At 61.6% G+C, this 20,851-nt stretch carries 18 protein-coding genes and 1 tRNA gene; 6 read left to right on the forward strand and 13 right to left on the reverse strand.

The window, feature by feature from the left end:
• Nucleotides 1-23: 23 nt before the first annotated feature.
• The 6 genes from FHX10_RS20365 to FHX10_RS20390 all read right to left on the reverse strand — a co-directional run bounded on the left by FHX10_RS20365 (nt 24) and on the right by FHX10_RS20390 (nt 6,954).
• Complete coding sequence (locus FHX10_RS20365) at nt 24-998, reverse strand: ABC transporter permease (protein ID WP_028757718.1); 975 nt, start codon at nt 996-998, stop codon at nt 24-26.
• 27 nt (nt 999-1,025) lie between these two features.
• Nucleotides 1,026-2,579 carry a sugar ABC transporter ATP-binding protein gene (locus tag FHX10_RS20370; RefSeq protein ID WP_048338242.1) on the reverse strand — a complete coding sequence of 518 codons (1,554 nt, stop codon included), beginning with the start codon at nt 2,577-2,579 and terminating at the stop codon, nt 1,026-1,028.
• A gap of 104 nt (nt 2,580-2,683) precedes the next feature.
• On the reverse strand, nt 2,684-3,673 hold the full coding sequence (locus FHX10_RS20375) for an ABC transporter substrate-binding protein (protein WP_048338243.1): 990 nt from the start codon (nt 3,671-3,673) through the stop codon (nt 2,684-2,686).
• A 208-nt stretch (nt 3,674-3,881) separates the two neighbouring features.
• Nucleotides 3,882-4,328 carry an RbsD/FucU family protein gene (locus FHX10_RS20380; RefSeq protein ID WP_048338244.1) on the reverse strand — a complete coding sequence of 149 codons (447 nt, stop codon included), beginning with the start codon at nt 4,326-4,328 and terminating at the stop codon, nt 3,882-3,884.
• A gap of 9 nt (nt 4,329-4,337) precedes the next feature.
• Nucleotides 4,338-5,357, reverse strand: a complete 1,020-nt coding sequence (locus FHX10_RS20385; protein ID WP_097543245.1) for an aldo/keto reductase — start codon at nt 5,355-5,357, stop codon at nt 4,338-4,340.
• Nucleotides 5,358-5,451: 94 nt separating this feature from the next.
• A complete protein-coding gene (locus tag FHX10_RS20390) occupies nt 5,452-6,954 on the reverse strand; it encodes a UxaA family hydrolase (protein ID WP_132573635.1) in 1,503 nt (500 codons plus the stop codon).
• 226 nt (nt 6,955-7,180) lie between these two features.
• Here FHX10_RS20390 and FHX10_RS20395 point away from each other — a divergent pair, with 226 nt between their 5' ends.
• On the forward strand, nt 7,181-8,080 hold the full coding sequence (locus FHX10_RS20395) for a GntR family transcriptional regulator (protein WP_047617273.1): 900 nt from the start codon (nt 7,181-7,183) through the stop codon (nt 8,078-8,080).
• Nucleotides 8,081-8,162: 82 nt separating this feature from the next.
• Here the strand turns inward: FHX10_RS20395 and FHX10_RS20400 are convergent, their stop codons facing one another.
• A complete protein-coding gene (locus tag FHX10_RS20400) occupies nt 8,163-8,840 on the reverse strand; it encodes a DJ-1/PfpI family protein (RefSeq protein WP_097543247.1) in 678 nt (225 codons plus the stop codon).
• A 74-nt stretch (nt 8,841-8,914) separates the two neighbouring features.
• On the opposite strand from FHX10_RS20400, the gene FHX10_RS20405 reads away from it, so the two are divergent.
• Both FHX10_RS20405 and FHX10_RS20410 read left to right on the forward strand, forming a co-directional pair.
• Complete coding sequence (locus tag FHX10_RS20405) at nt 8,915-9,880, forward strand: GlxA family transcriptional regulator (RefSeq protein ID WP_097543248.1); 966 nt, start codon at nt 8,915-8,917, stop codon at nt 9,878-9,880.
• A 66-nt stretch (nt 9,881-9,946) separates the two neighbouring features.
• On the forward strand, nt 9,947-11,944 hold the full coding sequence (locus tag FHX10_RS20410) for an ABC transporter ATP-binding protein/permease (RefSeq protein ID WP_097631031.1): 1,998 nt from the start codon (nt 9,947-9,949) through the stop codon (nt 11,942-11,944).
• A 22-nt stretch (nt 11,945-11,966) separates the two neighbouring features.
• Here FHX10_RS20410 and FHX10_RS20415 read toward each other — a convergent pair whose 3' ends face one another.
• Nucleotides 11,967-12,428, reverse strand: coding sequence for a MarR family winged helix-turn-helix transcriptional regulator (locus FHX10_RS20415; RefSeq protein ID WP_097543250.1), 462 nt, complete (start codon nt 12,426-12,428; stop codon nt 11,967-11,969).
• 127 nt (nt 12,429-12,555) lie between these two features.
• Between FHX10_RS20415 and FHX10_RS20420 the strand changes: the two genes are divergently transcribed.
• Complete coding sequence (locus FHX10_RS20420) at nt 12,556-12,933, forward strand: nuclear transport factor 2 family protein (protein WP_097543251.1); 378 nt, start codon at nt 12,556-12,558, stop codon at nt 12,931-12,933.
• 151 nt (nt 12,934-13,084) lie between these two features.
• Here FHX10_RS20420 and FHX10_RS20425 read toward each other — a convergent pair whose 3' ends face one another.
• The 4 genes from FHX10_RS20425 to FHX10_RS20440 all read right to left on the reverse strand — a co-directional run bounded on the left by FHX10_RS20425 (nt 13,085) and on the right by FHX10_RS20440 (nt 16,769).
• Nucleotides 13,085-14,575 carry an MDR family MFS transporter gene (locus tag FHX10_RS20425; protein ID WP_097543252.1) on the reverse strand — a complete coding sequence of 497 codons (1,491 nt, stop codon included), beginning with the start codon at nt 14,573-14,575 and terminating at the stop codon, nt 13,085-13,087.
• A 386-nt stretch (nt 14,576-14,961) separates the two neighbouring features.
• Nucleotides 14,962-15,435, reverse strand: a complete 474-nt coding sequence (locus FHX10_RS20430; protein WP_097543253.1) for a hypothetical protein — start codon at nt 15,433-15,435, stop codon at nt 14,962-14,964.
• A gap of 176 nt (nt 15,436-15,611) precedes the next feature.
• Nucleotides 15,612-15,687: transfer RNA gene (locus FHX10_RS20435), tRNA-Thr, on the reverse strand.
• A 122-nt stretch (nt 15,688-15,809) separates the two neighbouring features.
• Nucleotides 15,810-16,769, reverse strand: coding sequence for an NAD(P)H-dependent flavin oxidoreductase (locus FHX10_RS20440; protein ID WP_028757465.1), 960 nt, complete (start codon nt 16,767-16,769; stop codon nt 15,810-15,812).
• 287 nt (nt 16,770-17,056) lie between these two features.
• On the opposite strand from FHX10_RS20440, the gene FHX10_RS20445 reads away from it, so the two are divergent.
• Nucleotides 17,057-18,244: a regulator gene (locus FHX10_RS20445; RefSeq protein ID WP_183844904.1), complete on the forward strand. Its 1,188-nt coding sequence runs from the start codon at nt 17,057-17,059 to the stop codon at nt 18,242-18,244.
• Nucleotides 18,245-18,263: 19 nt separating this feature from the next.
• Here FHX10_RS20445 and ppk2 read toward each other — a convergent pair whose 3' ends face one another.
• Nucleotides 18,264-19,145, reverse strand: a complete 882-nt coding sequence (gene ppk2, locus FHX10_RS20450) for a polyphosphate kinase 2 (RefSeq protein WP_028756992.1) — start codon at nt 19,143-19,145, stop codon at nt 18,264-18,266.
• A 242-nt stretch (nt 19,146-19,387) separates the two neighbouring features.
• On the opposite strand from ppk2, the gene phoR reads away from it, so the two are divergent.
• Nucleotides 19,388-20,611: a phosphate regulon sensor histidine kinase PhoR gene (gene phoR, locus FHX10_RS20455; RefSeq protein WP_028756991.1), complete on the forward strand. Its 1,224-nt coding sequence runs from the start codon at nt 19,388-19,390 to the stop codon at nt 20,609-20,611.
• Nucleotides 20,612-20,851: the final 240 nt, after the last annotated feature.

A 20,851-nucleotide genomic window follows, 5' to 3' on the forward strand; every position in this document is an offset into this window, starting at 1 on the left:
TCAAGCCGGCTGTCTCATGTCGCTCAATTGCTCCGGCGGCGGCGCAGCTGGTCGAAGAACACGATCACGATGATCAGCAGACCGGTGATGATGCGCTGCCAGAAGGAGTTGACGTTCAGAAGGTTCGCGCCGTTGTTGATGGTGGCGAGAATGAAGGCGCCGATCAGCGGGCCGTGCACCGAGCCGACCGCGCCGAACAGGCTGGTGCCGCCGATGACGGACGAGGCAATCGCCTGCAGTTCCCAGCCGTCGGCCTGCGTTGCATTGCCGATGGCGATGCGCGAGGCGAGCAGCACGCCGACGAAGGCGGCGAAGGAGGCCGAGAGGATATAGGCAAGATAGATCATGCCCTTGACGTTGACGCCGGAAAGGCGCGCCGCCTCGGCGTTCGAACCGACCGCGAAGAGATAGCGGCCCCAACGGCTCAGATGCAGGAAGATGAAGGAGGGGACCGCCACTAGGATGACCATCCAGAACAGGCTCGGAATGCTGAGCAGATCGGCGCGGGCGAAATTGCTGAAGCCCTCATTGGTGATGTTGATCGTCGAACCGTTGGTGATCAGCAGGCCGATGCCGCGCAGCGATGTCAGGGTTGCCAGCGTGATGATGAACGGCGGCAGGCCCATATGGACGATGCCGAAGCCATGGAAGGCGCCGATCGCCACGCCGATGGCGAGCGTCAGCGCGATCGCCCCCCAGAGCGGCACGCCGGCCTGCAGCAGCCAGGCGATGATGACGGTGCAAAAGCCGACGATGGCGCCGACGGAAAGATCGATGCCGGCGGTGATGATGACGAAGGTCTGTCCGAGTGCGAGGATCGCCGTCATCGCGCCCTGACGCAGCAGGTTCGAAATGTTGAGCGGCGTCCAGAAGCTCGGGGTGACGACGCCGAGCACGATCCAGAGGAAGATCAGCAGGCCGATCAGCGTCAGGCCGAACAGGATGTTCATTTTCCGGCGCGGCGGCGGTGCGACGATCTCAGTAGGGGTGGCAGTCATGAATTTTCTCCCTCTTATTCTTTTGGCTCAGACGCCGATCGCTTCGCTGAGCACTTCTTCATGCGTCGCCGCGTGGAAATCATGGCTGGCGACGATCTTGCCGGCGCGGAAGACGTGCAGCCGGTCGGCCAGTTCGTAGACTTCGGGCAGGTAGGAGGAGATCAGGATGATGCCCGCGCCGTCCTTCAGAAGCTTGGCGAAGAGCCGGTAGATTTCCGCCTTGGTGCCGACGTCGACGCCGACAGTCGGTTCGTCGAAGATGAAGAGCCGGGCGCCATGGCTCAGCCATTTGCCGATGACGATCTTCTGCTGGTTGCCGCCCGACATGCTGGAGGCCGGAACGCGCCGGCTCGGCGTCTTGATGCTGAGATCGCGAATCTGCTTGTCGGCATTGGCCGACTCGCGCGCATGGTTGATCACAGGTCCGTGGCTCAGCCGTCCGAACACCGGCAGATTGATGTTGAGGCCGATCGGCAGGTTGAGGCAAAGCCCTTGGTCGCGCCGGCTTTCCGGCGCCAGCGCAATGCCGAGCTCCATCGCGGTGCGTTCGTTCTTGATGTCGACGCGCTTGCCCATCCACTGGATATCGCCTGATGTCGTCGGCTGGCGTCCATAGAGCCCGAGCGCGAATTCGCTGCGCCCGGCGCCGATCAGGCCGTAGAGCCCGACGATCTGGCCCGCCTTGACGCTGAGCGACACATCTTCGAAGCCCGGACCGGAAAGGCCGTTGACGGCAAGGATCGTCTCGCCGATCGCAATCTCTTCCTTGTGGTAGATCTGTTCGATCGAGCGGTTGATCATCAGCGCGATCAGCTCGGCATCGTTGGTCTCGCCGATCAGGCGCGTGCCGACATGCGTGCCGTCGCGCAGCACCGAGACACGGTCGGCAAGTTCGAAGACTTCCTCCATGCGGTGGCTGATATAGACGATGGTGACGCCTTCGCCCTGCAGGCGGCGGATCAGCTTGAAGAGCTGCGCCGATTCCTGGCGGGTGAGATAGGCGGTGGGTTCGTCGAAGATCAGGAACTGCGTGCCGCGCATCGCCGCGCGCGCCGTTGCCACCAGCTGCTGCTGGCCGATCGTCAGCGAGCTCAGCAGCGCACCGGCCGGCAGGCCGAAACCGAGATCGTCGAGCACGGCCTGCGCCATCTTCTCCATCTGCTTCTTGCGCATCAGGCCGTAGCGGTTGACCTCGTCGCCGAGGAAGAGATTGGCGGCGACCGTCAGGTGCCGGCAGAGCACGACTTCCTGGTGGACGGCGTTGATGCCGCGGGCGATCGCCTCGTTCGGCGTCGAAAGCCCCACCGGCTGGCCGCACCACAGCACTTCGCCGGCCGTGCGGGTGATGACGCCGGTGAGCAATTTGATCAGGGTGGATTTGCCGGCGCCGTTTTCGCCGACGATGGCGTGGATTTCACCGGCGAGGAAGGTCAGCGTCGCTGGCTTCAGCGCCTGCACATGACCGTAATTCTTCTGCAGGCCCTTGAGTTCGAGGATAGGCGATCCGGCGGGAATTCGATTGGCTTCTTTCAGCGTCGCGCTGTCATCATGGCGATGACTGACCTCTTCCAGTCCGATCATGGACCTCTCCTCCTTGTGTCACGTCTGCTCCACCCCCGGTAAGCATACCATGGATGGAAAAGGCCGCGCCGGTTTTTGAAGCCGGCGCGGCCTGTCTGTCTTTGTTACTTGATCTTCGGGTTCAGCAGCGCGTCGATCTTCGGATCGGCCATATTCGCCTTGGTGACGAGGTTTGCGCCGGTGTCGACATTGGCTTCGACCTTCTCGCCCTTGGAGACGGCAAGAGCGGTCTTCACGCCGTCATAACCCATGCGGTAGGGGTCCTGAACGACGAGGCCGGCAATCGCACCATCCTTGAGGAAGCCGACCGTCTTGTCGTCGCTGTCGAAGCCGATGACCTTGATCTTGTCGCCGAGCTTGTTTTCAGCAATCGCCTGGCCGACGCCCTGCGCCATGATCAGGTTCGAGGCGAAGATGCCGACGAGGTTCGGGTTTGCCGTGATCAGGTCGGTCATCATGTTGAGGCCGGTCGTTGCCTGGCCGTCGCCGTACTTGTCGGCAATCACCTTCAGGCCGGGATACTTGGTCTTCACCTGATCCAGGAAGCCTTCGCGGCGCTGTTCCAGCGAGCCGACGCCCGGAAGATTGGTGAGGATGACGATTTCGCCCTCTTCCTTGCCGGTGGCGCCCTTGATGGCGGCGGCAAGACCGTCGGCGGCGATGCGGCCGCCCTGAACGTTGTCGGTCGTCAGGAACGACTTGAACGCCTTGGAGTCGGCAGCGGAGTCAATGCCGATGATCGGAACCGACTTGGCGGCTTCATCGATCGGCTTGCCGAGCGCCTTGAATTCGGTCGGCGAAATGACGACGGCGGCGGGCTTGCCGGCAACAGCATTCTCCAGAATGCTGATCTGGCCGTTGACGTCGGATTCGGCCTGTGCGCCGAGTTCCGGCACGTTGACGCCGAGATCCTTGCCAGCCTTGCGCGCGCCGGCCAGAACGATCTGCCAGTAGAAGGACGTCGTGTCCTTGACGATGATCGGGATCGTCACGTCGGCGGCAAACGACGTTGCCGGCATCGCCGTGGCGATGACCGCGGCACCCGCAAGCGCCGTAAAGGCGCGACGGGACAGAAGGGATTTCACGATACTCATAAGGGTTCTCCTCTCAGGGTGCGTTCTCCTCCGAATAAATCGGCCGCTGAACGCAGGCGGACGATTTTTATCGATAAAAAACATTTGCAGGGAGAAGCTAGCCGAGGCGCAATCAAATTGCAAGTGCGTCAATCTGGCTTTTTTGCTTTGCTAAACTCCACCCAAGCAACTGATTTTATTCCAATAGTACGATACCCTAAAATAGGGTTCAGGCCAGATCAACCTCATGCGGATGGACGACACCCTTTTTCAAAATCAGGTTACCGTACAGCCGGAATTCCGTCGTCGCGACGATATAGGTGGCCTTGCGGGCCATCGCGTAGAAGGCAAAGCGCTCCACCGGCACGATGCGGAAATCGCCGGCACGCCTGGACACGATCTGCTGGAACTCGGCGCAGACTTCGGGCATCGCATCGGGATCGCCCACCACTTCCATCCGCCACGCCGTTTCCGGCACGAAAGTATCGAGCGGCATATGGGTGAGGATCGCCTCGGCCATGTCAGTGGCGCTGACGCCGTCGGCGCGAATGACGGGCGGGCCCATCGAGCCCGAGGGAAAATTGGCGTCCGCTATGACGATGTCGTCACCATGTCCCATCGTCTTCAGCGCATGAAGCAGGTCGGGGCCGAGCAATGGATGAATACCCTTGAGCATAATGTCTCCTCAGACCCGCACCGCTTCGGCGCCGAGCGGCGGCGCGACCAGCGTATAGGGCTCGAATTCCCCGTAGATCTCGTCGGCAAGCCGCGGCTCGACGATCTCCATGTTGCGCTTCAGGCTCGAAGCCTTGGCCGTGCCGATCAGCACCGATGCGACGACCGGATCGCGTAGCGGAAACTGCAGGGCGGGAGCCGCGAGCGGCACCCCATGGCTTTTGGCGATCGCCTCCATGGCGCCGACCTTGGCAAGCACATCGTCGGTTGCCGGCATATAATCGAAATGCGAGCCCGGCACCGGGCCGGTGGCGAGAATGCCGGAATTGAAGACGCCGCCGACGACGAGCGACGTGCCCTTCTGCCGGCAGAGCGGCAGGAGTTCGGCAACGGCCGAACGGTCGAGCAGCGTATAACGGCCGGCAAGCAGGATGCAGTCGAGATCGGCATGGTGCATGACGTCGAGGCAGACGGGCACTTCGTTGACGCCGAGGCCGAAGGCGGAGATCGCGCCCGAGGATTTGAGTTCCTCCAGCGCCTTCACGCCGGAATCGAGAAACTGCTTCTGGTGGACCGCATTCTTCGCCGCGCCATGCGTGTAGACGCCGATATCGTGCACATAGAGAATGTCGATGCGGTTGAGGCCGAGGCGTGCATAGCTGAATTCGACCGAGCGCATGATGCCGTCATAGGAATAGTCGTAATCGGCGTCGAAGGAGAGCGGATCGACATAGCTGTAATCGGGCACGGTGCCGGTCGGCACCGGCCGCAGCAGCCGGCCGACCTTGGTGGAAAGCATGTAGCTGCCATCCGGCTGGTCGCGCAGGAAATCGCCGACCCGCCGTTCGGCGAGACCCAGCCCATACCAGGGCGCGACGTCGAAATAGCGGATGCCGCTATCCCAGGCCGCCTGCAGCGTGTCCATCGCCTGCTCGCGCGGGCAGGCACGGTAGAGACCGCCGAGAGCTGCCGCGCCGAAGCTGATTTCGGTCACCTCCAGCTTGGTCTTGCCGATCTTTCTCGTCTTCATCATTCCTCCTCGCGAAGAAGCTGAAACTGTCTATCCGGAGCAATCCCGGGAAAAGTGTGAAGCTGTTTTCCAAGGGCTTGCGTAAAACAAAAAGCTAGAGCGTTGCGCCCAGATGCCAGGGCACGAATTCGTTATCGCCGTAGCCGAAGAGCTCGCTCTTGGTCTTCTTGCCCGAAGCCGTATCGACGATAAGGTCGAAGATTTCGCGGCCCTTGCCGCTGATCGTCGCGTCGCCGGTGGCGATGGTGCCGCAATCGATGTCCATGTCCTCTTCCATCGACGCATAGAGCGCCGAATTGCTGGAAAGCTTCAGGGACGGTGCCGGCCGGCAGCCGAAGCAGCTGCCGCGGCCCGTGGTAAAGGCGATCATATTCGCCCCGCCGGCCACCTGGCCGGTCGCCGAGACCGGGTCGTAGCCGGGGGTGTCCATGAAGACGAGCCCGGGGGCCGTGACCCGCTCGGCATAACCATAGACCGCCGTCAGCGGCGAGCGCCCACCCTTGGCAACCGCGCCGAGTGACTTCTCCAGAATGGTGGTCAACCCGCCGCGCTTGTTGCCGGGCGACGGGTTGTTGTCGAGCGAGGCGCCGTGCAGAGCGACATAATCCTCCCACCAGGCGATTTTCTCGTCGAGCTTCTTTGCCACCTCGTCGCTGACGGCGCGGCTGCGCAAAAGGTGCTCCGCACCATAGATTTCCGAAGTCTCCGACAGGATCGCCGTGCCGCCGGCCGCCGCCAGGAGGTCGGCTGCGACACCCAGCGCCGGATTGGCGGTGATGCCGGAAAAGCCGTCCGAGCCGCCGCATTGCAGGCCGATGATGATCTCGCTCACCGACATCGGCACGCGCTTTTCCTTGCCGACATCGGCAGCGATCTCGCGCAGCATACCCATGGCCCGCTCGACCGCGCGGCGGGAACCGCCGGCATCCTGAATATTGAAATGCCGCTTCGAAGCGCCCGCACCGCTCTGGCCGTACAGCGTCAGCTGGTTGACCTCGCAGCCGAGGCCGATCATCAGCACGCCGCCGAAATTCACATGCCTGGTATAGCCGGCGAGCGTCCGGTGCAGCACGTTCATGCCGTCGCCGGTCGAACTCATGCCGCAGCCCTGGTCATGCACGATCGGCACGAAACCGTCGATGCCCTCATAATGCGGCAAGATCGTCCGGTTCGCCTCGTCGGCGATCGCCCGGCAGACCGTGGTGGAACAGTTCACGCTGGCGATGATGCCGATATAGTTGCGGGTCGCTGCCCGCCCGTCGGCGCGGCGGTAACCCATGAAGGTGCGCGCCTTGTCGTCGGCCGTCGCCGTCTCCGGCGCCGAATTGGCGGTCGCCGCCAGCCGGTCGTTTTCGAAATGCAGGTTGTGGCTGTGCACATGGTCGCCGGCCTTGACCTCTTCAGTGGTGCGGCCGATCGCCTGTCCGTATTTCACGACCGGCGACCCGAGCGGAATATCGGCAATCGCCACCTTGTGGCCGGGGTCGATCTTCTGACGGGCTTCGATGCCGGCAACCGTCGAACCCGGCGCGATTGCCGCCGTTGCGACCGCGACATTGTCTCCGGCCGAAAGGATGATCCAAGGCAGTTTGTCCAATTTATTCTCCCTGGGAAACACTCGCTGCATCGGCGAATGCGCATTGATTTTGTTTTTTATCTACAATAAACATTTTCAAGTCAACGGGAATATTGATCCTGTGGACGAGGGAGGCAATGAGCCGCAGGCGACCGGAAATAAGCTAAAGGTCGTTTGAACAAGCCCCGGTCCGCTCTGTCCTGCTGTGAAGCGGGAAGGCGCTCACGAGGGCGGAAAGCGGGGTCTGGTGGCACGGCAGAATACGGTCTTCAAGGAAGCCTACAACAGGTATGCTGCAGCCTTGCGCACGGATACCGCACTGCCCTCGGAGCCGGAGATCGCCGCCCAGCTCGGCGTCAGCCGCTCGACGGCGCGCGCCATCCTGACGCGGCTCAGCGAAGAAGGCATCATCCGCTGGAACAAGCGCCAGAAGATCGTGCTGCGCCAGCCGACGGACCGCGACCTCTTTCCCTCGGAAGAAACCGATTCCCTGCACGACATCATCGAGCGCAGCTTCATGCAGCGCATCCTTGCCGATGATGCAGCCCCCGGCATGCAGATCAACGAATTGGAGCTAGCCCGCGAGATCGGCACCGGCACAACAAGCGTGCGCGAATTCCTGATCCGCTTCTCCCGCTTCGGCCTCATCGAGAAACGGCCGAACAGCCACTGGACGCTCAAGGGCTTCACCCGTGAATTCGCCCTCGAGCTCGCCGATGTGCGCGAGATGTTCGAGCTGCACTCCGCCGCCGAATTCGGCCGGCTTCCGCGCGACCACCAGGCCTGGATCGATCTCGCCGCCATGCGCGACGAACATCACGCCATGCTTGCCGACATCAACCAGCGTTTCAAGGACTTCTCCGTCCTCGACGAGCGCTTCCACCTGTTGATCCATCGCGCCTCGAAAAACCGCTTCATCGCCGATTTCTACGACGCCATCGCCATCGTTTTCCACTATCACTACCAGTGGAACAAGACCGCCGCCCGCCAGCGCAACGAACGCGCCATCCACGAACATCTGGATTATATCGCAGCCCTGGAATCCGGCGACCAGGCGGCAATCGAAACCGCCTGCCGCGCGCATCTGCACTCCGCCCGCCAGACCCTGCTGCAATCCCTGCCGCAGATTGCCAGTGAAACTGCGTGAGGTGGGGAGAGTTATTCCGGGAAAAGTGCCGCATTGGGTGCCTGCAAAAACCGGCCGGCGTCTTCAGCTGCTCAATTCCCTTTCAAATATCTCCCGGCAATTGCGACAATATCTTCTCGCGCGCGGCGCGCGATGCGGAAAGGCGCTGCCTCGTATCTCCCAGCACTTTTGCTGAGGCTTCCTTCGGCGTGCCGGAAGAAAATGGTGGTGCGGGAGCATATTCCAGAGCGAGCTGGACCGTTTCGGCTTCTGTCTGCCCCAGAAGCTCGCCAATCACGGATAGTCCGAAATCGATGCCCGAGGTGACACCGCCTGCGGTGATCAGGTTGCCATCCTGTACGACTCGCTCCTCGACGGGCGTGGCGCCAAAGCGCGGCAGGAAATCGAGCGCATTCCAGTGGGTCGTCGCGCGTTTTCCCTTGAGCAACCCCGCCGCCCCCAGCACCAGCGCGCCCGTGCAGACAGACGTGACGTAGCGCGCCTTCGCCGCCCGCTCCCGAACAAAAGCGAGCACCATCTCGTCGAGCAACAATGCGTTGATACCGCTTCCGCCCGGAATGCAGAGAACGTCGAGTGGCGGGCATTCCGCAAAGGTCGTGGTCGGCGTCAAAGACAGCCGGGTAGAGGCCGGAACGGGCCGCAAATCCTTCCAGATCAGATGAACCTCTGTGCCTTCAGCCGAGGCGAAAACCTCGTAAGGGCCGGTGAGGTCGAGTTGCTGAACATCGGGGAAGACGAGGATTCCGAAAGAAAGAGGCATGGGGAAACTCCTGATTGACTTTCCCAATCCTAGTGGAGCAATGATTGGCGTGTTTGCCAATCATCCCTCCGTTCATGCCAAATAACCCTCGCCGTATCGAAATCCTGACCTTCCCCGACAGCCAGCTTCTTGATGTGGCAGGCCCTTTGCAGGTCTTTGCAACGGCAAACGATCTGGCTGCGCTTGCTGACAAAGCGAGGCCCTATGAGACTGTCGTGGTGGCGCAATGCGCTCAGGTGAGAACATCGTCGGGTCTCGCCTTGGCAGCCTCCCCGTTGCCGTCGCCGGATGCGCCGCTGGACACGCTCGTCGTGGCGGGAGGCTGGGGTGTCAATGCGGCTTGTGAAAACCGCGATCTGGTGGAATGGGTCAGAGGCCGCTCAAAGGCGGCGCGGCGCACCGCTTCCGTTTGCAGCGGTGCATTTTTGCTGGCGACAGCAGGATTGCTCGACGGACGGCGTGTCGTCACGCACTGGCAGCGTTGCGCTGAATTCACAAAACGCTTTCCGTTGGTGCGCCTCGATCCTGACCCCATTTTTGTTAGTGATGGCGACATGTGGACATCCGCCGGCGTGACAGCGGGCATCGACCTTGCCTTGGCGCTCATCGAGATCGACCTGGGTCGGAAGGCGGCGCTCGCTGTCGGGAGGCAGTTGGTGGTTTTTCTGAAGCGGCCGGGCGGACAGTCGCAATTCAGCACGGCCCTCTCACTGCAGGAAAATGACGGGCGTTTCGACCAACTGCACGCATGGATCATGGAAAACTTGAGCCGCCCATTGCCGCTGGCGGCTCTTGCCGCACGGGTCAACATGAGCTCGCGCAGTTTTTCGCGGCATTATCGGCAGGTAACAGGGCTGACGCCGGCCCGGGCGATCGAAGACATCAGGATCGAAACCGCCCGACGCTTGCTGGATGAAGGCCAGTCTGTTGCCCGGGTCTCCAGGCGTTGTGGCTTCGGATCGGAGGAAACCATGAGAAGGGCCTTCCTGCGCCACTTCGGTACCAGTCCGAAAGCCTACCGCGAGCGGTTTGCCGGGTAGACGCCGGATGCCATCCTCGGTACCGGCATCATGAAACCTTTTGATTTGTAAGCCGTTATCGCTGACATGACCGACGCTAAATTGAAACCGAAATCGGTCGACGGCACCGAGCCGGACGGTGCCGAGAAGTCGCGCCAGGAGAAGGCATCGACTGTCGAAGTTGCGCTGCCGCCAGATGCCATCCAACCCGATCCGGAGCTAACGCCTGAAGAGACCGAGCAGGCGCGAAAGCGCTATTTGCTGAAACGTTTCTGGATCAGCGCGCGCCGTTACTGGAGCCGCGATGGCGACAAGTTCGCTTGGCCCTTCTCGATCGGGCTATTGGCCCTGATCGGCATGAATGTCGGCTTCCAGTACGGAATCAATCTGTGGAACCGCGGGATATTCGACGCCATAGAGCGGCACGATGCGGGCACCGTCTATTTCCTGAGCGCTGTATTCGTGCCGCTCGTGCTTGGAACTGTGGCTATTGTCACTGTACAAGTCGCCGTTCGCATGATGATCCAGCGTCGGTGGCGTTCCTGGCTGACAAGCGCAGTCATCGCGCGCTGGCTCGCAAACGGCCGTTACTATCAGTTGAATCTCATCGGCGGCGACCACAAGAACCCCGAAGCGCGCATTTCCGAGGATTTGCGGATTGCCACCGAAGCACCCGTCGATTTCATCGCCGGTGTCATTTCCGCATTTCTGGCGGCCTCGACCTTCATCGTCGTGCTCTGGACGATCGGCGGGGCTCTCACTCTGCCGATCGCAGGTTGGACCGTCACCATTCCCGGCTTTCTCGTCATCACTGCGGTCCTTTACGCCGCGATCACCTCCAGCTCGATGGCGGTCATCGGCCGCTATTTCGTCCACGTCTCCGAGGCGAAAAATCAAGCAGAAGCCGAGTTTCGCTACACGCTGACGCATGTGCGGGAAAACGGCGAGAGCATCGCCTTGCTCGGCGGCGAAGAGGAGGAGCGTAATGACCTCGATAAGACCTTCGCCAATGTGCTCAGGCAATGGGCGCTCCTTGCCCGCCAGCACATGCGCACGACGCTTGTGTCGCATGGATCTATGCTGATTGCGCCAGTCGTCCCGGTCCTGCTGTGCGCGCCAAAATTTCTCGAAGGCAGCATGACGCTGGGACAGGTCATGCAGGCTGCCTCTGCCTTCGCCATCGTTCAGGGCGCGTTCGGCTGGCTTGTTGATAACTATCCGCGTCTTGCCGATTGGAACGCCTGTGCACGGCGCATCGCCTCGCTGATGATGTCGCTCGACGGGCTGGAGCGCGCCGAGCAGAGCGACTCGCTCGGGCGCATCAAGCATGGTGAAACCGAAGGCGAGGCGATGCTCAGCCTCAACGATCTCTCCGTATCGCTTGACGATGGCACCGCCGTGGTCACGGAAACGCGCGTCGAGATCGAGCCCGGCGAACGGGTGCTTGTGGCCGGCGAATCCGGGTCCGGCAAGAGCACGCTGGTGCGGGCGATCTCAGGTCTCTGGCCGTGGGGAAGCGGCAGCGTCAATTTCCACGCCGACAGACGATTGTTCATGTTGCCGCAACGACCCTATATCCCGTCCGGCACGCTTCGCCGCGCCGTCGCCTATCCCGGCGCCGCCGACAGCTGGACGCTGGATCAGGTCAAGGCTGCCCTCGACAAGGTCGGGCTCGATTATCTCAACGACAAGATCGAGGAAGAGGCGCCCTGGGACCAGACGCTGTCGGGCGGCGAAAAGCAGCGTCTCGCCTTTGCGCGCCTGCTGCTCCACCATCCCGATATCATCGTGCTGGATGAAGCAACCTCGGCACTCGATGAGAAGAGCCAGGATAAGATGATGCATATGGTGATCGATGAATTGCCCGACGTGACCATCATCAGCGTCGCGCATCGGGCTGAGCTGGAAGCCTTCCATAGCCGCAAGATCACGCTCGAGCGGCGCAAGGGCGGCGCAAAGCTTGTCAGCGATATCGATCTCATCCCGCGCAGGCGAAAACCGAATCTGCTTGTGCGGGTTTTGAAGAACCCCTCCGTGCTGAAAGACGGCACGAGTTCGAATAAGGACAGCACCGTCCCAGAATAGAAATTCTCCGCCTGGCCAAAACTCAGCAATCGCTTGACGCCGACTCCGCGTTGGCAATCTGATCCAGATTGTCGATCAGCCGCTTGAGCAGACCGACAAGTTGTGCTGCTTCCGCATCCGTGAACCCGGCCAATGCCTCTTCATTCCCCTGGAACAAGGCCGCAATCGCCTCCGGCATGCCGTCCCGGGCAGCCTTGGCCAGCACGATGCGGCTGCTGCGGCCATCAGCCGGGTCGCGTGTCCGCTCGATCAAGCCATCCCGCTCCATGCGGGCGAGCATCTGCGCCATCGGCGGTTGCTCGACCCTGGCAAAGCGCGCGAGATCGCGCTGCGTGCTTGCCTTGCCATCTTGCAGCGCCACCAGCACAGGCAATTGGCCGACACCGAAGCCGAGCGGTTTGAGGCGTGTTTCGCTCAAGCGCGCAAATCCGCGCGCCGCAAGACTGATGAGATGCCCCGGCGTCGAAAGCACGTCTTCATCCATTCCGCTTGACCTCTTGCCTGCGCTTGACCATAAGATATATATGTACGTATGTATATTGATGCGCGGCATTCGGCAATATCGTTTGATGCCGCCGAGCTGATCTTTCAATCTCCATTGAGGAAATGACATGTCCAACAATGACGTCGAAATGCTCAAGCGCGTCTATGCCGGCTTCAACGCCAGGGACATCGACGCTGTCCTCGCCGTCCTTTCCGACGATGTCGCCTGGGCCAACGGCATGGATGGCGGCCATGTTCATGGTCGTGAGGCCGTGCGCGACTATTGGACACGCCAATGGGCTGTCATCAGTCCACATGTCGAGCCGGTCGCCTTTGCGGAAACGGACGATGGCACTGTGGCTGTCGAGGTGATCCAGTCGGTCTTTGACCTCGATGGCCGGCCGCTGGAAGGGCAAAGCCATGGCCTGAAGGACAAGACCGTCACGCATATCTTCCGCATCGAAGGCGACAAGATCGTCCGCTTCGATATCCGGGATGCCCTGTAAGGAAATATGCCGGAGGTGGTGACCGCTCCGGGCGCGTTGCTGCCGACATGTCCGGAAAATCACCTCTGCATTTCGAGACAATCTCGTCGACAACGAGATTCAGGAGACGTGCGAAGCGGTTTGCCCGGAGCGCGTCCGTAAGCCGAACCGCTCAATGCGAAGCCGCCTCGCTTGCGACGGCCGCCCCCTCGCGCTTCCGGCCGGCCCCGACCGGGATCAGCCAGGTGGTGAAGAAGGTCAGTACCGCGACGACGACCACGCCCCAGAAGCTCCAGTGCAGGGCCGCATTGAAGACCGAGCGGATGGCAGGATCGGCGGCGAGCGCCGAAAGCCCGGTCGGCTGGTTCAGCGCCTCATGCAGGCCCGCCGCCGCCTCGCCGCTCGCATAGTGATTGATGCCGGCATTGAGGATGGCACCGAGCACGGTGGCGCCGAGCGTATTGCCGAGGCTGCGGGCAAAGATGATCGAGGCGGTGGCGCTGCCGCGCATCGCCCATTCGACGCTGTCCTGCACCAGCACGATGCTGGTGAGGCTGATGAGGCCCATGCCGAAGCCCATGAAGAAGGAACCGGCGCCGGCAATAACAGGCGAACTCTCCGGTGTCAGGAACAGAAGAAAACAGGCGCCGAAGGGAAACAGCAGGCTGCCGACGCGCAAGGTGCGGCGGATGCCGAAGGCCTTGTAGAAGCGGCTGGAGAGCATCACCGACAGGGGCCAGCCGACGACCAGCATGGTGAGTGTGAAGCCTGCCACGATCGGCGAGCGGCCGAGCACGCCCTGTACATAGATCGGCAGGATGGTCGAAAGCCCGATCAGCGCCATGCCGGCGAGCAGCGTCGCCGCATTGCTGGTTGCGATCAGCCTTCGGCTCCAGAGCGGGATCGAAATGATCGGCTCCGGCGCCCGCTTCTCCTGGGCGAGAAAGAGAAGGCCCGTGACCACGAAGACGGAAAAAAGCGAAATCAGAATCCAGGCGCTGGCATCGGTTTCCGTCAGCATGACGAGCAGTGCGACAATCGATATCGAAAACAGCACCGATCCGAGGTAGTCGATCTTTGCCTGCTTGTGCGCCACATCCTCCTTCAGGAAGATCATGAAGGCGATGATCGAGATGATGCCGATCGGCAGGTTGATCCAGAAGATCCAGGCCCAGGAGATGTTGTCGACGATGATGCCGCCGGCCAGCGGCCCGACGACGGCCGAGGTCGCCCAGACGGTCGCCATCGCGCCCTGCACGCGGCCGCGTTCCTCGAGCTTGAAGAGATCGCCGATGATCGTCATCGTCACCGGTTGGATGGCGCCGGCGCCGAGCCCCTGCAGCAGCCGGAACAGCACCAGCGACATCATCGACCAGGCAAACCCGCAAAGCAGCGAGCCGACGAGGAAGATCAGGATGCCGCCGATCAGCACCGGCTTGCGCCCGAAAATGTCGGAAAGCTTGCCGTAGATAACAGTGGTCGTCGACTGCGCCAGCAGGAAGGCCGAAAACACCCAGCTGTAATAGGAAAAGCCGCCGAGCTGCCCGACGATGCGCGGCATCGCCGTCGCCACAATCGTCGCCTCGATCGCCACCATGAAGGTCGCGAGCATGATGGTGGCGACGATAAGCACGCGGTTCGAGCGTTGCGCTGCATTCGACATGACGATCCTCTTCGGGTGCTCCGCATGGCCGGAAATGTCGGCGGGCTGGCTGGGTGTGGGGCGATGCGCCGCTTGCGGAGTGACGGGTAGTTTTACGTCCGCAGTCGCGAGTCGTAAAGCCGTTCCCGCGGCAGCTGTTGTTTTCGTCCGAGGTGGGAGCGGCCGAAGCGAAGGCCCCGGTGCCACTTCGATCGGAGTGCCACCTCGCCCGGAGCCCTTCATTCTATCAGGCAGTCAGGCGGCAATCGGCCCGATCTTCATTGCGGGCAGGCCTCGCCGGTCGTCCCGCTCTCCGCGGAACCGGCGGGGCAACCCGGCGTCGGCTGTCCGGATTTTGGCCCGCCCGATAGCTGACCAGTCTGTTGGCGGTTGAAACAGCCCTCCTGTCATTCGTCATCCATCAAATGAAACTCCCGCGCCGCCTGAGGGCAGAGAAGGCTGAACTGCTCGATCAGCGGCGGCATCCCCGAAGCGCACGATATGTCTGAATTCTCTGGTAGTGGGAAAGTGACACTCTGCGGTGTTCCGGCAGAAGGTTCGAAGGACAGGGTGCCTTCGCTACAATTGGCGGTGGAACGGAAAGTGTCTTTCCCATTCTCTTTTGTGTACATCGCTACGCACTGCTTGACGGTCAGTTTGCCGCCATGGGCTGTTGTCTCCCATCCTGGGTCTCGCTTGCAATATTCCTGGAAGTCGGCCCGAGTGAGCTTGCCTTCCATCACTGCTGTGCTTGAATCGATGCCGGTCTTGCTGACGAGCGTTCCGTTCCATCCAGCACATGAGGCGAGCGGGAAGTCTTTTGCTTGCGCAGCGGACAAACCAAATGTGAAAAGCGCGATGCTTAAAAGCGATGTCCTCATGGATCCTCCTAATCGCCAACCTGCTCTCGTTCGATCGATATCGGTCGCGTATAGTTAGATGAATGGCAGCACAGCCGCCATGAGTGAAGAGGCTCCAATTGCTGAAATTTTGCCTGCAGAGCGGCCAAATGCAGCTCAAGGCAAACGCAGGATTTTAAGAGAGGCTTATAAAGAAATGGTGCCGCTTGCAGGACTCGAACCTGCGACCCCATCATTACGAATGATGTGCTCTACCACCTGAGCTAAAGCGGCATTTCACGGCCGAAGCATGCGGCCCGCGATTTGCATGGCGCTGATACAGCCATTGTTGGAAGATTTCAAGCGCCCTGTCATGGCTTTGGCAAAAAAGAGGGGAGGGGCCGAGTAGGCGCGGCTCAGAGCGCCAGCCGGGCACGCGCCGCCTTGTATTCGGCCTCCAGCCGGTCGACGAGGTTCGCCACCGGCTCGACGGCCTTGATGGCGCTGATGCCCTGGCCGCTGCCCCAGATGTCCTTCCAGGCCTTGGCGCCGCCGGTCGCCTGCTCGAAATCCATCTTCGAGGGATCGGCCAGCGGCAGGTTGTCGGGGTCCATGCCGGCCGCCACGATCGAGGGCTTGAGGTAATTGCCGTGTATGCCGGTGAAATAGTTGGAATAGACGATGTCGCCAGCGGCGCCTTCGACGATCGCCTGCTTGTAGGCGTCGGCGGCGCGCGCCTCTTGCGTGGCGATGAAAGGCGAGCCGATATAGGCCATGTCGGCGCCCATCGCTTCTGCGGCAAGGATGGCGCCGCCGGTGGAAATCGCGCCGGCGAGCAGCAGCGGCCCGTCGAACCATTCGCGGATTTCCTGGATCAGCGCAAAGGGCGACAGCGTGCCGGCATGGCCGCCGGCGCCGGCCGCCACCGCAATCAGCCCGTCGGCCCCCTTGCGGATTGCCGAATGGGCGTGGCGGTTGTTGATGATGTCATGCAGCACGATGCCGCCATAGGAATGGACGGCGGCGTTGACCTCGGGCACGGCGCCGAGCGAAGAGATGACGATCGGCACCTTGTATTTGACGCAGAGCGAGAGGTCATGCTCCAGCCGCTTGTTCGACATGTGGACGATCTGGTTGACGGCAAAGGGGGCGGCCGGCCGCTCCGGATGGGCGGCGTCGTGGCGGGCAAGCTCCTCGGTGATCTCGGCCAGCCATTCGTCGAGCTGGCTTTCCGGCCGGGCGTTCAGCGCCGGAAAGGCGCCGACGACACCTGCCTTGCATTGCGCCAGCGTCAGCGCCGGATGCGAGATGATGAACAGCGGCGAGCCGATGACCGGCAGTCTCAGTTTATCCCTCAGGATCGCGGGCAGGGCCATGGTTCATCACTTCCATTGACGTTTACGAAAACGTCAATCTCATAACAGAGATGAAAAGGCGATAAAAGAGCGGCTGCCATGCCTTCGTCGATTTCACCCCGAATATATAGGTCTGAGAAGGCTGATAGAATAAGGTCCGCATGTGCTGAAAGCTGCCGATTATCCTCGCCGATCAACCGCGGCCAGGCCTGCAAGGCTTGCGGTTTGCCGCACTTGACGCTACCGAATTTTGAGAGAGAACGGCGGGGATTGCAGTCCGATGCCGAGTTCATGGTGAAGGACTGGATGTGAGCGGATTAGAAACGGCCATCAGAACAGCGCTCGAAAACTCCGATCGCGACAATCCGGAGGTTCGAGCGAGGATCTACCAGTCGGCCCGCCAGGCGCTCGAAGCCGGTCTGCGCAAGCAGGATATCACCGACACCGAGGTTGTTGCCCATCATCGCCATCGCCTGGAAAGCACCATCCACGCCATCGAAAGCGAGGAGCGTGACCGCCTTCACCCCCGCCAGAGGCCGCCTGAGGTGCCCGTGCCGCCGGTCGTGGAAATGCCGGCACCTCCAGTCCACCGCGACGAGGTGGATGATATCGACAGTCCCGCCGTGTCGGGCGAGACCCGCGCCCCCGAAGTGAGCTTCGGCCGCCGCGATGAAGCGAGCCTCGACGACGTGCATGCCGGCAGTGGCGATCATCTGGCCGCCGCGCCGGTCGGCGAGGAGCGCCTTGCCCGCGGCCAGCGCGCCACCAACATGGATTTCCGCCCGGAGCGGGCGGCCGGCCGCCGCAAGCCGCGCAAATTCTTTTCGCGGCTGCTCGTCTGGTGCGTGCTGCTGGCCTTTATCGGCATCGGCGCCTGGTGGGCGCACACGTCGGGCCTGCTGTTGACCGCAGCCGAGCGCGACACCAGCGTTGCCAATCCGCCGGCAAGCACCCAGCCCGAGGATTTCACCGGCAATGACGACAGCGCCGGCAATACGGCCTCTCCCACCGACCAGCCGGTGACCATCGATCCGCAGAACAGCTTTTCGGCCGATTGGATCCCGCTGTTCAAGCCTGAGGACGCCGACAAGATTAAGAGCGGTCCCAGGGCGCGCACCGAAAAGATCGCCGAGAATGACGGCCCCGCCATCCGCCTGATTTCCGAGAGCGGTGCAGCCGATGGCAATATCTCGATCAGCGTGCCGTCATCGGTGCTGCAGCAGCTTGCCGGCAAATCCTCGACGATCGCGCTGACGCTGCAATCGACCACCGACGAGCCGACCCAGGTCACCGTCGAATGCAATTTCCAGTCGCTCGGCAATTGCGCCCGCCATCGCTTCAACGTCACCCGGGAAAAGTCGGATGCGCTGCTGCAGGTGAAGTTCGACCGCTCGCTGGCGCCGAATGCGCCGGGCACGCTGACGATCAACAGCGATCTCGACGGCAAGGCGCGCGGCATCAACCTCTTTGCCATCCGCATCCTGCCGGGGCAGTGAACTCCTATTTCGGAAAGCCTTATTTCAGAAACCCGGACCCCGAGCCGATGATCTCTTCGTCGACCGTGCCGAGCGCCTTTTTATCCTTGCCGTCATAATCCATCGCGTTCAGCATGTGGCGGATCAGTTCGAGGCGGGCGCGCCGCTTGTCGTTGGCGCGGATCACCGTCCAGGGCGCAAAATCCGTATGGGTTTCCTTCAGCATCCGGTTGCGCTTATCGCTGTAATCGCCCCATTTGGTCAGCGCCGCGATGTCCATCGACGACAGTTTCCAGACTTTCAGCGGATCATGGCGGCGGTCGTGGAAGCGCTTGAGCTGCATCTCGCGGCCGATATCGAGATAAAATTTGAAGAAGAAGATGCCCTCATGGGCGATGATCTTTTCGAGCTGCGGCGTCTGCTTGAGAAAATCCTCATATTGCTGCGGCGTGCAGAAACCCATGACCGGCTCGACGCCGGCCCGGTTGTACCAGGAGCGGTCGAACAGCACGAATTCGCCAGCCGTCGGAAACTGTGCGACATAACGCTGGAAATACCATTGCCCCTGCTCGCGCTCGGTGGGCTTGGTCAGCGCCACGACGCGCGCAAGGCGCGGATTCATATGCGCCGAAGAGGCCGAGATCGCACCGCCCTTGCCGGCAGCATCGCGTCCCTCGAACAGCGCCATCACCCGCTTGCCGGTCGCCTGCAGCCAGAACTGCACCTTGACGAGTTCAATCTGCAGCTTTTCCAGCTGCTCCAGATAGTCCTCTTCCTTGAGCTTCTTCTTGTAGGGAAAATCGCCGGATTCCAGTGCGTTTTCCTCCACCCAGTCCGGCAGGACGGGATCGTCGACATCGAAGATGCGTTTCTTTCCGCGGATCTCCAGCTCGACGGCCCTGTTTTCGACGTCCTCGTCCATATGTTCCTCCTCAGCCTGATTGTTCTCTTCCCGCAGGCGAACATAGTTGCCGTTGAAAATCAAATCTTTCGCGGATGGCCGGCACTTTTTCGTCGGTTTCGGTGGCGGCCTTTCGCTTCGGGGCGGCAGCCCGAAAACTTCTGTCATGAATTGCCGCTATCAGGCAGAGTTCCAATATAAAGAAAAACGAATCGACGCCGCGAGGGCACTTGCCAGACGAAACTCCATGGAGAAAAAGCCTGTTGGCGCGCATAAGGCGCGAACGGCCGGTGCTGCTTGCGGCGATCCTCAGCGCGCTGATCGCGCTTGCCGCCGGCATGAACAAGTGGGTTGTGCTTGTCCTTCTGCTGGTGATGATCCTCACCGCGCTTTTCAACGAGGCGCCCATCATCGAGGCCGAACCCGCCCCGCCGGTGGAGATGAAGCCGGAGCTGCCGCCAAGCCGCCTGCCGGAGGTTTCCGCCACGCTCTCCGGCCTCGATTTCCCCGTCATGCTGCTGTCGGACGATGCCTCGGTGCTCTTCCAGAACCGCGCCGCCGAAAAGGCCTTCGGCGAGGTGGCGCTCGGAGCCCATATATCGGCCCGCCTGCGCTCGCCCGGCGTGCTCGACATGGTGCGTGAGACGATCGCCACCAACGCGCCGAACCAGATCGAGCATTCCGAGCGGCTGCCCTCCGAGCGCGTCTATATCGTCCGCAGCGCGCCCATTGAATTCGCGGCCGGGGACGGGCCGCATGAGCGCTATTTCATCCTCTCCTTCCGCGATATTTCCGAGGTCCGCCGCATCGACCGCATGCGCTCGGATTTCGTCGCCAATGCCAGCCATGAGCTGCGCACGCCGCTTGCCTCGCTGCGCGGCTTCATCGAGACCATCCAGGGGCCGGCGAAGAACGATCTGAAGGCGCAGGCGCGCTTCCTCAACATCATGCTCGACCAGGCGACGCGGATGAGCAGGCTGGTCGACGACCTGCTGTCGCTCTCCCGCCTGGAGCTGAAATCGCACATCGCGCCGGACGAGAAGATCGACCTGGTGCCGCTGCTCGGCCATGTCAGGGATTCCCTGGCGCCACTGGCAAGGGATGTCGGCGTCGACATCAACCTGCATCTGCCCGAGGGCAAGGTCGAGGTGCTGGGAGACCGCGACGAGCTTGTCCAAGTCTTCGAGAACCTGATGGAAAACGCCTGCAAATACGGCCAGGAGGGCGAGATCGTCGACGTCTGGTTGAAGAATGGCACCGGCCAGCCGGTCGAGGTCAGTATCGTCGACAAGGGTCCGGGCATTCCGGCCGAGCATGTGCCGCGCCTGACCGAGCGCTTCTATCGCGTCAGCATCGAGGATAGCCGCTCGAAGAAGGGCACCGGCCTCGGCCTGGCCATCGTCAAACACATCCTCACCCGCCACCGCGCACGGCTGATCGTCAAATCCGAAGTCGGCAAGGGCACCGATTTCACCGTGCGCTTTTGACAGGGCATGTCCCCTCGCCACGTTTACGGGGAGAGGGTTAGGGTGAGGGGCAAATCACACGGAACAACCTTGGTGAAAGGATGTAGTGCGGAAAGCCGCCGTCTCCCCATCAGGATATGAAGCCGATTTCTACAACGTAAGGTGGATTGGTCGCCGGACTTTGCCGTTCGCCGACACGATGGATCGGCGTCTTCAAAATTTTCCATTATAAATCAGCATCTTAAGCTGTCACAAATGTTT

This window comes from Rhizobium sp. BK591 (genome assembly GCF_014195045.1).
Taxonomy (GTDB): Bacteria; Pseudomonadota; Alphaproteobacteria; order Rhizobiales; family Rhizobiaceae; genus Rhizobium; species Rhizobium anhuiense.

Bases quoted from the DNA above. Each gene is read 5' to 3' on its own strand.
- FHX10_RS20365 (WP_028757718.1), bottom strand. From the start codon at position 998: ATGACTGCCACCCCTACTGAGATCGTCGCACCGCCGCCGCGCCGGAAA.
- FHX10_RS20370 (WP_048338242.1), bottom strand. From the start codon at position 2,579: ATGATCGGACTGGAAGAGGTCAGTCATCGCCATGATGACAGCGCGACG.
- FHX10_RS20375 (WP_048338243.1), bottom strand. From the start codon at position 3,673: ATGAGTATCGTGAAATCCCTTCTGTCCCGTCGCGCCTTTACGGCGCTT.
- FHX10_RS20380 (WP_048338244.1), bottom strand. From the start codon at position 4,328: ATGCTCAAGGGTATTCATCCATTGCTCGGCCCCGACCTGCTTCATGCG.
- FHX10_RS20385 (WP_097543245.1), bottom strand. From the start codon at position 5,357: ATGAAGACGAGAAAGATCGGCAAGACCAAGCTGGAGGTGACCGAAATC.
- FHX10_RS20400 (WP_097543247.1), bottom strand. From the start codon at position 8,840: ATGCCTCTTTCTTTCGGAATCCTCGTCTTCCCCGATGTTCAGCAACTC.
- FHX10_RS20405 (WP_097543248.1), top strand. From the start codon at position 8,915: ATGCCAAATAACCCTCGCCGTATCGAAATCCTGACCTTCCCCGACAGC.
- FHX10_RS20410 (WP_097631031.1), top strand. From the start codon at position 9,947: ATGACCGACGCTAAATTGAAACCGAAATCGGTCGACGGCACCGAGCCG.
- FHX10_RS20415 (WP_097543250.1), bottom strand. From the start codon at position 12,428: ATGGATGAAGACGTGCTTTCGACGCCGGGGCATCTCATCAGTCTTGCG.
- FHX10_RS20420 (WP_097543251.1), top strand. From the start codon at position 12,556: ATGTCCAACAATGACGTCGAAATGCTCAAGCGCGTCTATGCCGGCTTC.
- FHX10_RS20425 (WP_097543252.1), bottom strand. From the start codon at position 14,575: ATGTCGAATGCAGCGCAACGCTCGAACCGCGTGCTTATCGTCGCCACC.
- FHX10_RS20430 (WP_097543253.1), bottom strand. From the start codon at position 15,435: ATGAGGACATCGCTTTTAAGCATCGCGCTTTTCACATTTGGTTTGTCC.
- FHX10_RS20440 (WP_028757465.1), bottom strand. From the start codon at position 16,769: ATGGCCCTGCCCGCGATCCTGAGGGATAAACTGAGACTGCCGGTCATC.
- ppk2 (WP_028756992.1), bottom strand. From the start codon at position 19,145: ATGGACGAGGACGTCGAAAACAGGGCCGTCGAGCTGGAGATCCGCGGA.